We start from the raw sequence: 13,224 nt of genomic DNA on the forward strand, positions 1-13,224 counted from the left end.
TGCTGACCTTTATAGATTAAGGCGCTTATTACATTTACTGTAACAAAATAACCTACACAATATCAGCATGCTTAACGCACAAAGCTATGGTTTAAACCCAAACTTTTATAATTAATTACCATGCTGGATTTTTAAATTCATCACTGAGCGTGTCGATTAGTGCTCTTACTGTTGCCGATAAATGCTGACGAGAAGGGTAAAGCACATATATTTTCATTTGGTTTAATGTCCATGGCGCTAATACACGCTGCAAGCGACCATCAAGTATATATTGATTTGCCAAATACGTAGGCTGTACTGAAATACCACCACCGGCTATGGCTGCATGAAGTAATGTGGTGGCCTCGTTTGCACTTAAATTGCATTTAACATCAACAGATTGAAACTCATCCCCGTTGTGTAAATGCCAAATATATCGGTCGAAGTTTTTATAGCCTAAACACTGATGAGCGCTTAACTGTTGTGGTGTCGTTATTGGCGGATAATCAGCAAGGTAGTCGGCTGAGGCCACTAATATAGATTCACACTCGGCAATAGGTTTACCTATTAACGAAGGATCAGGATTGGCTGCAATACGTATTGCCAAATCAACACGTTGCTCTATTAGATCTGTGGTTGAGTCTTCAAGATCTATGTCTATTTGCACGTTAGGGTGACGTTTCATAAAACGTGTAAATATAGGGGCTAATTGTGCAAAACCTAACGACATACTGGTCGCTACTCGTATTTTACCTGACAACTGTTGCTGGCTTTTAGTTTGTTCAACTAAACGGTTAGCCTGTGCTAACCATTGCTCTATTTCGGGTAAACAGGCCTCGCCGGCGGTGGTAAGCGTTACTTTACGGGTAGTGCGATGCAATAAGCGCGTATTTAACCAGGCCTCTGCCGACTCAATATGACGAGTAACCATAGGGCGTGACATTTCAAGCCGATCGGCAGTAGCAGTAAAACTGCCTGAGTAGGCAACATCCACAAAAACCTGCGCTGCGGTGAGTTTATCCATAGTATTTGCACGATTTATGAAACAATGATGCTAATTATTGGTTGTTTTTCTGAACATATCAAACCTTTATTATGCTCGCATTAGCAACCAATGATGAGAATACTATGAACCTACGCACTCTTTTACTAAGCACACTATTAGCCAGCAATATCGCTATTGCAGACGAAACCCCACTAACCCTTGATGTGTATAACGCTGACAGCAATAGCTTTCATGTTAATGCCACGCTGGTGTATGGCCGTACCGATGCAATTTTAATTGATACCGGATTTACCAAAGCAGATGCACTGCGCATTGCCGCCAAAGTAATTGACTCTGGTAAACAACTAAAAACTATTTTTATTAGCCAAGCCGATCCTGATTACTACTTTGGCGCTGAAGTGTTACAGCAGTTTTTTCCTGACGCAAAGATTATAACCACACCGGCAGTGCACCAAAAAATAGCAGCAAAGCTTAAAGGTAAACTTGCTTTCTGGACGCCAAAAATGGGGGAAAACGCCCCTAAAAACCCCGTCGTACCTAAGATATTTAATGGTAATAGCTTAAAAATAGAAGGCCATACCATTGAAATTCGTGGTACAGAGGGTGAGCATAATCATCGCCCATATTTATGGATCCCTGATAATAAAGCTATTTTAGGAAATGTGGCTGTATACGCTAATGTTCATTTATGGATGGCCGATGCACAAACTCAGGCAGAGCAAAATGCATGGGCAAAGCAACTTAATGAAATGAAAGCACTCAACCCTGACGTGGTGATCCCTGGGCATATGAAAGCAGGCACCCAATTAGATGCTGCAAATATTGATTTTTCAATCCAGTATTTAAAGGATTTTGCACACGCTAAGCAAAGTAGTGATAGCAGTAAGCTGCTGATAGATAAAATGACCAACTCATACCCAGAGGCTGTATTACCTATGGCTCTTAGCATTGGCGCTAAAGTTCATAAAGGCGAAATGAAATGGTAATTACTTACGCTTAACCACTGTAATAAATACAGTAGAACCAAAAAACACGCCTAGCAAAGTCTGGCGTGTTTTTTATTATTGCCACAAATACATACTGGCTCGTTTATTGGCAATATTTAATTCAAATACCTCAGTGCTTGCACACATAGCAGCGCCATAGCATACATGTAGCGGTAACAAGTGCTCTTCTCTAGGGTGATTAAAGCGTGCAGCTGGAGCTTGCTGCCATGCTAATAATTGATGTTCACGCTGTTGCTCGGTTAATGTTTGATCTGCGATTGTGCTTACCAACCAATTTTCAAATGCCTGATTTTGCTGGTTAACATCGTTTGATTGAGTAACACCAAAAGCGCGCATATTATGGAAGGTAAAGCCTGAGCCTATAATTAATAAGTTATCGTAATCAATACTTTGCAACGCTTTACCAATTTCAACATGCAACAGCGGATCAAGGCTTGGGTGCAAGGATATTTGCACACAGGGAATATCGGCCTCTGGATACATAATTTTTAACGGTACAAACATACCGTGATCGTAGCCACGCTGTAGATCGAGTTTTGAGTCAATATTGTGTGTTGTGAGCGCTTGTTGTACTAAATTAGCAAGTTGCGGCTGGCCAGCACAAGGGTAAGTTAATTGATACGCCTGCTTAGGAAAACCGTAGTAATCGTAAATTAATTTAGGTGTTGCTGAGGCTGTGATTGCAATAGGGGTTGATTCCCAATGTGCGCTGATCATTAAAATAGCGCTAGGCTTTTTGATTTTAGCAGCAACGGTTTGTAAACATTCCACCATATCTTTATGGCTTGGCTCTCCTAGCAGCGGTAATGGACCGCCGCCATGAGATAAAAAGAAAACATTTGCTGGTTGCGGCATACTTAACCCTTAATTGTTCGATGTGGTTATTATAATGCATGCTCAAATCACAATTAACTAGCCACAAAAATGCACAGCTAAAGTGCAAATTCTAAGAAGCTCTAGCAGTCATCAACCAAACCACAATACTGGCAGGGGTAACACCTTTAATACCTTGGTTTAATTTTTCGCAGCTGAGCATTTTTAAGCTGTACTGCTTTGCATAAATACTCTGTACCTCTGCCGCAGGCACACTGTATGGCGTGCCACTACGTTGAGATTGGTCGTAAATACAGGTGATCAATAATTGCGGTGCAGCATCACTTAGGCTAATCAAGTGTTGGGCATATTGACTGCGAATAGTGTAGGGTAGCGCGACTAAGGCACCGCGATCATATATTGCATCAACATGACCTAAATGCTCAACCGTTAAAGCAAACACATCACCGGCCCAAATACAGATCCCCAGAGCCTGATACGCAGTAAGTAGACCATGTGTCGTTATTTTTGGCGTAAGTGCTAATTCATCAAACAGTTGTTGAACAGCAAGCTCACTAAGTTCTACACCCACAACTTGCATGCCCTTATTGAGCAAGTAGTGTATATCAACTGTTTTGCCACACAAAGGTACAAACACACGACTATCTAGCGGTAAATTTAAGTTAGTAAAATAACGATCTAAACTCGGGTTTACATTATCGCCATGAAAGCCAACATCATTATTTTGCCAGCGCTTTAACCAATATTCTGCTTGCATAATAACCTCTCAAAAGAGTGACAGCGCTAATGCGCTTAGGTATAAACCCACACCAAACACTGCGTGCGATAAAATGCTTTTAATTCTAGCTGTGATTGGCTTTGATGTTTTAGCCGCAGCAATACCTAGCCCGAGAGCTGGTTGCATCAAAAAAAAAGGTATAACAACCGTTAGCACGCCAAAAAATAGAGCAGGCATTAAGCTTGGCGCTGTTAACCAATGATTTGGCAACAATAGTATAAATACCAATGCAAAAATAACCCCTATGAAGTAATGACTAAACCAACCAATTGCGCATTCATTAGGTTGTGCAGCGGTTTTACTAATAGCAAGGTGTTTCCACTTGCCGTAGCGCATTAAACATAGCCAGCGACCCACTATACAAAAGTTTAAAGAGTTAATACCAAACTTACTAAGTAGTAGCGCCCATACATCAAGTAATGCCGTAGCACCTATACCAATAATTATGACCGCCAACCAATCAATTGTTGAAAACATAATGTCACCCTTTGCTGAAAACTTAAGCACTATGATATATACTTGCAAAAACGTTAAATACAAAGATTTAATCAAACTTAAATTGCAAAAGTGGAATCATGTTAGACGATATAGTGTTGTTTGTGCACATAGTTCAACAAGGGGGCCTGTCTCAAGCAGGCGAGTATTTATCGCTCCCTGCGGCAACCGTTACAAGGCGATTACAACGCCTAGAGTCTCGACTGGGCCAAAAGCTGCTGCACCGCTCTGCGCGCCAATTTACACTAACCCAACAGGGAGAGGTTTATTACCAAAGCTACGCAAGTTTAGTTGAGCAGTTTGAACAAACCAGTCATCACCTCAATCAACAAAAAGAGCAATTAAGCGGCAAACTTAAAGTGCTTGCGCCGCTTAATATTTGCCATGGCTTTTTAAAGTCAATGTGGTTGTCGTTTACTAAAGAGTATCCTGATATCCAATTGGAACTTGTTTTAAGCAATCAACTTGAAGACATAATTAAAAGCCAAGCCGACTTAGCATTAAGAATCGGCCCACAAGCGGATTCACTTTTGCAACAAAAAAAACTCGGACAAGCAGATTCGATTTTGGTGGCTACCCCAATTTATTTAACCAATGCACCAGTGCTCACAGAACCAAGCGACCTTAAACAACACCGCTTAATTGGCACGACACTAAGAAATAAATGGCCACTCACTCACATTACTTCACGCGCAAGCTATACACACATGTGTCGATTTAGCAGTATTTATAACGATACTGGCTTTGTTAAATACCAAGTGGCTGATCATCAAGGAGTAGGCTTATTACCTAGATTTGAAATTATAAACGAGTTGGCAACAGGAGAGTTTGTAAGGGCATTACCAAACTGGCAAAGCCATAATCGCGAAATCTTTGCTATTTGGCCAAGCGGTCGTTTACTTAGTAAAAAAGCGGTTTGTTTACGTGATTACATACATAATTTTATTCAGCAACAGTTACCAGGGAGTTAACCATTTTTATGCCATCGGTATTCCATTTGCTTTGCTGTATGCTCAGCGTGTGATGGGCTTATTAACTGCGCAACTAATGCCAAACTCATATCAACTCCCGCAGAAATACCACCAGAGGTAGTAAATTTACCTTGTGACACCCAACGCTTATTTGCAACTACGTTTAGGCTTGGGAACATAGCAGCAAGATCGGCTTGATCTTCCCGATGCGTAGTCACCGTTAAGCCATCGAGCAAACCCGCTTTGGCTAATAAAAAAGCCCCTGTACACACCGAAGCAACGTGATTTGCAGAATCAGCCGCTTTTTTTACCCAGCTAATTACTTGCGACTTACTTAGCTCACCAGTATGAACACCACCAACCACAATAAGCAAATCAATAACCGGATGATCGGCAAAACTGTAATGGGGGTTTACACTAAACCCTGCGCGGGCAATTACTGGCGCTGCATGTTCTGCTACAAAAAATACCTGCCAGTTATTATCTGCTAAGCGCTTTGCCGTGCTAAACACTTCAAATGGGCCTGAAAAATCCAGTACTTCGGCATCATCGTAAATATAAATCCCAATGTTCATAACGTGTTTTCCTTGACTGCATCGAACATTAACTTTAACCATCTTAAGTCTTTTGCATCCAAATTTGCTTGTTTATGTAATGAGGGTTCATCGTAAACATCTTTATAAACATGACAGACAGCAACTTCTGTTAACTCACGCCATTTGTCATCGTTAAGTTCTGATAATGATCCATCAGCTAAATTAAAACAGCTTAAAGGATCATGCTCAGCTTCAGTCGTTCTAAGAGTTAACTCTAATTCTTGTAGAATAGGGTTGATCAACTGCAGCGTGTTTGCGGCCTCAAACTCTGTAATTATATTGTTTTGAGCTGCTTTTATTTCTTTTTCAAGTTGATACTGAGACAGTTTATCGGCAGAAGCACGAACATCATACTTATTCAGTAGGCCGGTGATGCTTGGCAACATAGCTTTAGCTGCAATGCCAGCTCCTAACAATGGGTTTGCAATAGCTGCTAAGCCGCCAACTAAAAGCATTCCGTAGGTGAGTTTTTGATCTAAAGCATCAATATCGTTGGCAAGCGACTGTAATGAGTTAGTTTGACCAACAGCTTGCTCACGCATAATTTCATCGGCACTGTTTAGCATATAGTGGCGAAGACCTGCTTCAGCGTGCTCATTAGGAAAATGAAAAATACGCCGCTTGGGCAAGTTATTAATCTCTGGTACACCTTTTGGTAAATAGCGCATGGTATGTAAAGCGAATTGATGTTCAGATAGTGCAAAAGGAATAACAAAGTAATGCTTTTCATCGAATGACGTAGGGGTTTGCGTACCAAAGCGCTCAAACGACGTAAAGATCGGCAAGCCATCGATTTTTTCTCTTGCTAAGACATACCCTTTATTAAATTCATCAAACAGTTGATCTGATGTTGATTTTAGCTTAGCGACTCCTTTATTTATAAAACCTTTCATCGCTATAAATTATCCTTCTTGTTACTTTAAACTGCACGTCTATATGATGACACAATAACGTTTAGCAAAATTATTCATCTAACTCTAATTGCGCTCGTTCAACGCTTTCTTTAGGCAATTCTTTTTGTACCGACACCCCTAATTCTTTAAACTCAGAAGCTTGTTTAATTAAGTTACCTTTACCGCGATATAACTGTGAAAACGCTTTATCGTAGCTTTCTTTGGCTTTATCGAGCTGTTTACCCACGCCTTCCATACTGGTTAAAAACCCATTGAGCTTGCTATAAAAACGCTCAGCACGATTAGCCAGCTCTTTTGAATATTTAGTTTGCTCTTCAAAGCGCCATAACTGTTTAACAATATTTAAACTGGTTAGCAGGGTAGTGGGGGTAGCAACCAGAATGTTTTTTTCAATGGCTTGTTGGTAAATGTCGCTTTGGTATTTAAGGGCTTCTACAAACGCGGATTCTATCGGTACAAACATGATCACTACCTCAGGGGAGTTAAGCCCTGGTAAGCGGTCATATGATTTACTAGCAAGCTCATTAATACGCGCTTTTACGGCCTCAACATGCTCTTTAATTGCTTGTTGAGCTTCTAGTTCATTATCGGCATTAACGTAGCGTGTGTATGCGTTTAGCGATGTTTTAGCATCAATCACTAAGTGGCGGCCTTGAGGTAAATACACCACTACATCAGGGCGCAAACGGCCGTCTTCGGTATTAAACGACACTTCTCGCTTGTAATCGGTACCAGCGCGTAGGCCTGCGCTGTCAAGCACATTTTCGAGCATGAGTTCGCCCCAATTACCTTGGGTTTTCTTTTGCCCTTGTAAGGCATTGCTTAGCTTATCGGCCTGATCGGTAATTGCTTGGCTTTTGGCTTGTAAATGTAATAGCTCGGTTTTAAGTGCTGCACGTTGCTGTAAGTCTTCAACGTGAATAGACTCCATTTTATCTCTAAAGCCTTTTAGCTCACCTTGAACCGGCTTAAGTAACTGCTCTATGCTTTCTTGATTGAGGGTTTTAAATTTTTGCGACTTTTCTTCTAATATTTGGTTAGCTAAATTTTCAAATTCTTTTTTAAGCGTTTCTTTACTTTGCTCTATATGGGCGAGTTGTTCACTAAAATGCTGCTGCTTTTGCTCAAGGGTAGTGCGTATATTATTAAGCTCTACATCGCGCAGGTTGTATTGCTCTCGCAGAACGGTTAGCTCAGCTTCGGCTTTACGCCAATATTGATTATAAAGTTGGCTTTGCTTTTCTTGCTCAGTTAAACGGGTTTTAAAATGCTGAGACTGATCCCGCTGCTCTTGATGTGTAAGTCCTAATAAATCGTGCTCTTCAACCAACGCGGCATATTGGCTTTGTGTTTGCTCATGCTGGCTTTGTAATAACATTAACTGTTGTTGTTGCTCATTTACTTGGCGCTTTATTTTTTTGCTTAATTGCATTGATACAACACCACAAATAGCCATGCCTGTTATAGCGCCAGCACTTACACTTAACCAATCTAAATGGGATAAAAACGAAGTAAACATAAAATAAACTTTTAAAATTTAGTGACATGCCATCATAACGAATAACGCTCTTTAGCAGTAGGGGTAACGCACTAAATTAAGCGCATAAAAAAAGCCAGCTATTAAAGCTGGCTCAATATTACTTAATCAGTAATCAAACAGGGAAATCAACATGAAACTTGTATAACAACACATCACTACAAGCATAATAGTAGACGCGTCCTGATTAAATTAGTTCAAAATAATTTTTAAAAAAGTTGAATTTAGAGCATAAAAAAAGCCAGCTAATAAAGCTGGCTCAATATTACTAAATTAGTAAATTAGTAATCAAACAGGGAAATCAACATGAAACTTGTATAACAACATATCAACTACAAGCATATTAATAGACCCAGCTATTATTGATTAGTTCAAAAATATTTTAAATAAAATTGTTTAAAATATTCAGGCAAAAAAAAAGCCAGCGCTGAACTGGCTGGCTTAATCATTACTATGTCTAGTAACTACTATATGGGATATCAACATGAAAACTTGGAGAAACTGCAATTTAACCAAGCTGTATTAATAGACGCCCACCATTCAAATAAGTTCAAAAAATTATTGTTAATTTTTAACTTTTAATTAAAGACAACATTTGTTGTTCATCAAACTGGGTAAAACTCATTGATTTTTCGGTAAATAATGCATCTACAAGCGCTTGTTTATCTTGCTGCATTTGAAACACCTTTTGTTCAATAGAGTTAGCCATAATCAATTTATACACAAATACCGGATTAGTTTGACCAATACGATAAGCACGATCGGTCGCTTGCTTTTCAACAGCTGGATTCCACCAAGGATCAAAATGAATAACGGTATCGGCTTGGGTTAAATTAAGCCCTGTGCCACCTGCTTTTAAGCTAATTAAAAATACCGAAGTAGTGCCACTGGTGAATTCGTCTATCACTTTATCGCGATGGCGCGTTTGCCCAGTTAACATGCTAAATTTAATGTTAAGTGTATTCAAACGCTCGGCAATTAAATCAAGAGCAGAGGTAAACTGGCTGAATATAATCACCTTACGGCCAAGGCTGAGCATTAAAGGTAAATGGCTTGATAACCATTCTAACTTAGCACTAGCAGCGTCGGTTTCTGGCTCAATAAGTTTAGGATGACAACATATTTGGCGAAGTTTTAATAGTGCCTCTAGAAAGGCGAGTTTACTTTTTTGCACGCCTTGCTCGGCAAATAAATCAATGAGTTTTTCTTCAAGCGCATGTGTTATGCCTTGGTACATGTCTTTTTGTTTAGGCTCAAACTCAAACTCTTTAACAAGCTCCGTTTTTTGCGGCAGTTCTTGAGCCACTTGGGCTTTAGTCCGGCGCAAAATAAACGGCATAATTAGCGCTTTTAACTGCTCTGCACGCTCAATGTTACTTTCGCGCTCAATAGGACCTTGAAAGTGCTGTTTAAAGTGTGCCTGGGAACCTAGTAGCGAAGGCATAGCAAAATCGAGTAACGACTTTAATTCAAATAAATTGTTCTCAATTGGGGTACCGCTTAAGCAAAGCTTAAAATCGGCATTCAAACGTTTAACTAACCGCGATACCTGTGCCGTATCATTTTTAATATACTGCGCTTCATCAAGAATAATGTTTTCAAAATACAGTGGCGAATAATAAGCAATGTCGCGTTTTAATAACGGATAGGTTGTTAATATACACTGTGCTTGTGCCAAGTGTTTCAACGCATCATTACGGTGTGCACCAAAAATAGTGGTCACTTTTAAGTTTTTAGCAAACTTGGTAATTTCGTTTTGCCAATTACTCACTAAGCTTGTTGGGCAAACAATAAGCGTAGGGCCAGCCTGCGGAGTATTATAAGAACTGGCTAAATAAGCAATCACCTGCAAAGTTTTACCCAAGCCCATATCGTCGGCTAAAATACCACCTAGCTGATTACGCTTTAAAAAGTTAAGCCAAGCTACGCCTTCTTGCTGGTATTCTCTAAGCACCACAGAATCGTGTAAGCCATGAATGGCGATATTGGGCGATAACAATGCGTCATTGCTTAGCTCATCAAGGTAGCGCTCTAATGAAGGATCATGTAGCTCAACATTAATGGCTGTGTGCTTAACTAACTCAGGTAAGTATGAAAGTGGAATATTAAATTCGTCGCGCGTTTTAATAAACTCAAATCGCAATTTAAACTCAATTAATAAATTAAACGCAGCCTTATCTATAACTCCAAATTGACGGCCAACGGGGTAGTAATAAAACAATTCGCTTTGACGATTTAACGATTCAAACAGTTTATTATTTACATTAAATAAAGTGGCCACTTTGGTATCGTTAAGCACAACTTTGCAATGCATTTGATGCCCAGCAGCTCTGTTTACATGCAAGGAAATTTGGTTTTTAGTATCGGCAATATTTATTTTGCTCATTGATACTTGCCAGCCACGTTGCTTAAAGCTTGGTAACACCTCATGCGCTAACCAGTGTAAGTGAATAGCCGATTCCTGACTAAAAATAAACTCGCTGTGTAAACCCCCTTTACAAAAATCAAAGCCTAAGTTGACCAGCTCGTTGGTAACGGTGTTTTCAAATGCACTATTTATTAGTTTTTCAGGCGCTGTACCTGCTAAGTAGTTTTTATTTTTATACTTAAACGATAACGAAATAGCCATTACTGAGCCCGACATGCTAACTTTAAGTACGGCATTACTCAACGACTTAACAGGCATGCTTAGTGCATTAGTAGGATGGGGAATAACACCGGCACCAAAATTATCAGCAAGCTGCTTATAAATTCGATCAAAGTTTGTATCGTGTAGTGCAGGTATTGTTTGTAAATGAGCAATTTCGTCAGCACTGAGCGGCGTGCGAATGCGGCCTAGCTTGTATTTATCTAAATCTAAGTAGATGGGCGGCGTAGTTTTAATTAACGCCCAATTAGGAATTTGATCAAGATGAATTTTTAACTGGGTGACTTCTTTTTGTTTTTCCCAAACAAAATTTAGGGGTAAGCCAGGTTGCGCTTTTATAGGTACTCGGGAACGCTGTAAAAATAATCGTTCTGTAGCTAGTAACTGCTGCAGCGCGTTAAAGCCCCATTGACCTTTGAGTTCAATATTACCGACCGCATTTTGCGAGCGGATCCAGCTGTATAATCTAAAATCACTTTCTAGCAGGTCGCTAGGGGTTACAAAACTATTAAGCTGTTGCTCAGTTAAATTGCGACCTAATGCATAATTATTATTTTTATCGTAGTTGGCAATTTTAGGCGTTAAAAATACTTTATCGTTTTCAATATCTAATACAAACAGTAACACTTGTGATGGATGAGCTTGATCGGTGTTTTTAAGCGAGCTGAGTTCGCTAAACCAGTCATTAATAAAATAGTCTTCGCCGTATTCACCTGAGTGTTCAATTTTAAGTTTTAACAAAATTGCAGCCAAATGGCGGCATTTAGTTTTAACATTACAAGTACAGTGAGTGTCGACTGAATAGCCAGTTGGTAATTTACTGATCTCAATTCGTTGGTTAAACGCAATGCCCTTATCGCCTTGCACAGTAGAATCAACAACAGAAAAATCAGCATTATGTTCTAACCAACTTATTTGGCCGTTTTTATAATACGACTTACCTTTTGCTAACACCGCGGGTTTAAACAATTTTTTTATGAATCGCTCAGAAAGAGGAAACTGGGTAGCCTGCTCATTTTTAATTTCTTCAAAAATAGCCATTAAATCATTTTTTGATAAGTTAGCAGACATGTCACTCAAAGTATTAAAATTTAAAAACAATTTTTCCAGTATATGCCTTATCAACGCTGAGCTAAAGCAATATTATTTTTAAAATAAACTGGTTGGATCTGATTGGTTAGTAAAAAATTGGTTTATAAGGATTGTTTAATTTTGCTCACTAAAAAAAGGCGTTTAAATTACAAAATAAAAACAATAAATTAACTTAATAGAGAGGTTTTGCTAGGAGTAGATCAGGTTTTTACTAACAAGGTAGCAATTTAATCAAATAGAGTAGGTTTAGTTAGTAAAGATACGATCCTTAGTAGTTTATCGGGCTTTATTTGCTTTTTATCACCACGGAAGATCAGATTTTTACTAACTAATTAAGAAGGCTAGATCACTATTTAACTAACCTCCCCCCTTTACAGATCACGATATTACTAACTAATTAAAAGCACTTAATAGTTTAGTAAGTTGTTCTAAGCGCTTGTCTGTCATCACTTTATTATTAATTTTTATTGAAACGTCACCACTTTTAAGGTTACGTTGCACACTAATAAAGTCGTTTTCAAGCACAGCCTCACGCTTTAATGCTGTTTTAGGCTCTGCGGTTAATAGTTTAGTGATCAGCATAGCGCGCTTGTCGTCGGCTTCTAAGGCGTTAACTTCATCATTGCTTGCAAGTGCTACAACTAACTCGTTAAATGCAACCTCGTCTCGCTCCTTTGCGTTAATCAGCTTTTTAGCGACTTCTCTACCAACATGATTAGCTGTTGGGTAAAGGGCTATAACATCGGCAGATATTTGCTCATACGCTTTAATCGCATCCGCAATGGCGGTATGCGATACCCCTTCAATAACGGCAATCTCGCGGTACGATCCTTTTTTGCCTTGTTGAATGAGTTCGTTTCGAGTTTGCTGATACGCTTGACCTAACTCCCAAAGACTTGGAGCAATGTATTGATCCGAAGAAACTGCTAACACTTTAGCATCTTGCTCATTAAAATCACTTGAACTCAAAACAAGATAATCTGCACCAGCCAAAATACAGGCTTTGCGACGTCTTGAGCCTGCAAGAACAAGACTCATATCACCTTGATCCCAAAGCAGGGCGGGGTGCTGATTACGTCCATCTTCTTTAATTGCAGGAAGTATATCGGATACCGACTTTTCGTTTAAAAGCGCTTGTACACGGCGATTTTTACCATAAACCTGAGTCGATTTTTCAATCTCGTTATGAGCAATCACTTTACAAACCAAGGTAATTTCGCGATTAGGATCGCTTGGCGCAGGCATACGAATAACATCGCCTGCATTAGCTTGCTCTAAAAGAGCGTCTAAGCTGCTACTGCCAACAGCGGTTGCAAAGGGATCTAAGCGGGTGTCATTTTTACGTTTTTTAGCCATTTTTAGTCAACA

Annotated in this window: 11 protein-coding genes; 2 read left to right on the top strand and 9 right to left on the bottom strand. The window is 39.5% G+C overall.

The window, feature by feature from the left end; all coding sequences use genetic code 11:
• Positions 1 to 115: 115 nt before the first annotated feature.
• Complete coding sequence (locus FLM54_RS17080; RefSeq protein WP_178957076.1) at positions 116 to 1,003, bottom strand: LysR family transcriptional regulator; 888 nt, start codon at positions 1,001 to 1,003, stop codon at positions 116 to 118.
• Between the two features lie 104 nt (positions 1,004 to 1,107).
• Here FLM54_RS17080 and FLM54_RS17085 point away from each other — a divergent pair, with 104 nt between their 5' ends.
• The gene (locus FLM54_RS17085; protein WP_178957077.1) at positions 1,108 to 1,971 is read left to right on the top strand and encodes an MBL fold metallo-hydrolase; all 864 of its coding nucleotides are present in this window, start codon (positions 1,108 to 1,110) and stop codon (positions 1,969 to 1,971) included.
• A 75-nt stretch (positions 1,972 to 2,046) separates the two neighbouring features.
• Here the strand turns inward: FLM54_RS17085 and FLM54_RS17090 are convergent, their stop codons facing one another.
• From FLM54_RS17090 to FLM54_RS17100, 3 genes are all read right to left on the bottom strand, one after another.
• Positions 2,047 to 2,847: a class III extradiol ring-cleavage dioxygenase gene (locus FLM54_RS17090; RefSeq protein ID WP_178957078.1), complete on the bottom strand. Its 801-nt coding sequence runs from the start codon at positions 2,845 to 2,847 to the stop codon at positions 2,047 to 2,049.
• Positions 2,848 to 2,938: 91 nt separating this feature from the next.
• The gene (gene tmpT / locus FLM54_RS17095; RefSeq protein WP_178957079.1) at positions 2,939 to 3,583 is read right to left on the bottom strand and encodes a thiopurine S-methyltransferase; all 645 of its coding nucleotides are present in this window, start codon (positions 3,581 to 3,583) and stop codon (positions 2,939 to 2,941) included.
• Between the two features lie 9 nt (positions 3,584 to 3,592).
• A complete protein-coding gene (locus FLM54_RS17100) occupies positions 3,593 to 4,081 on the bottom strand; it encodes a DUF2938 domain-containing protein (RefSeq protein WP_138740720.1) in 489 nt (162 codons plus the stop codon).
• 98 nt (positions 4,082 to 4,179) lie between these two features.
• Here FLM54_RS17100 and FLM54_RS17105 point away from each other — a divergent pair, with 98 nt between their 5' ends.
• Positions 4,180 to 5,070, top strand: coding sequence for a LysR family transcriptional regulator (locus tag FLM54_RS17105; protein WP_178957080.1), 891 nt, complete (start codon positions 4,180 to 4,182; stop codon positions 5,068 to 5,070).
• Here the strand turns inward: FLM54_RS17105 and FLM54_RS17110 are convergent.
• The 5 genes from FLM54_RS17110 to FLM54_RS17130 all read right to left on the bottom strand — a co-directional run bounded on the left by FLM54_RS17110 (position 5,067) and on the right by FLM54_RS17130 (position 13,212).
• Positions 5,067 to 5,645: a DJ-1/PfpI family protein gene (locus FLM54_RS17110; protein WP_178957081.1), complete on the bottom strand. Its 579-nt coding sequence runs from the start codon at positions 5,643 to 5,645 to the stop codon at positions 5,067 to 5,069. The two genes, FLM54_RS17105 and FLM54_RS17110, sit on opposite strands and share 4 nt — an antisense overlap.
• Positions 5,642 to 6,559: a hypothetical protein gene (locus FLM54_RS18915; protein ID WP_256729749.1), complete on the bottom strand. Its 918-nt coding sequence runs from the start codon at positions 6,557 to 6,559 to the stop codon at positions 5,642 to 5,644. The genes FLM54_RS17110 and FLM54_RS18915 overlap by 4 nt, the downstream gene beginning before the upstream one ends.
• 70 nt (positions 6,560 to 6,629) lie before the next feature.
• Positions 6,630 to 8,099, bottom strand: a complete 1,470-nt coding sequence (gene rmuC, locus FLM54_RS17120; protein WP_178957082.1) for a DNA recombination protein RmuC — start codon at positions 8,097 to 8,099, stop codon at positions 6,630 to 6,632.
• Positions 8,100 to 8,688: 589 nt separating this feature from the next.
• Positions 8,689 to 11,835 carry a DEAD/DEAH box helicase gene (locus FLM54_RS17125; protein ID WP_178957083.1) on the bottom strand — a complete coding sequence of 1,049 codons (3,147 nt, stop codon included), beginning with the start codon at positions 11,833 to 11,835 and terminating at the stop codon, positions 8,689 to 8,691.
• Between the two features lie 414 nt (positions 11,836 to 12,249).
• Positions 12,250 to 13,212: a transcriptional regulator gene (locus tag FLM54_RS17130; RefSeq protein ID WP_010388796.1), complete on the bottom strand. Its 963-nt coding sequence runs from the start codon at positions 13,210 to 13,212 to the stop codon at positions 12,250 to 12,252.
• Positions 13,213 to 13,224 lie beyond the last annotated feature (12 nt).

The sequence above is a fragment of the Pseudoalteromonas sp. Scap25 genome (assembly GCF_013394125.1).
In the GTDB taxonomy this organism is placed as follows: Bacteria; Pseudomonadota; Gammaproteobacteria; order Enterobacterales; family Alteromonadaceae; genus Pseudoalteromonas.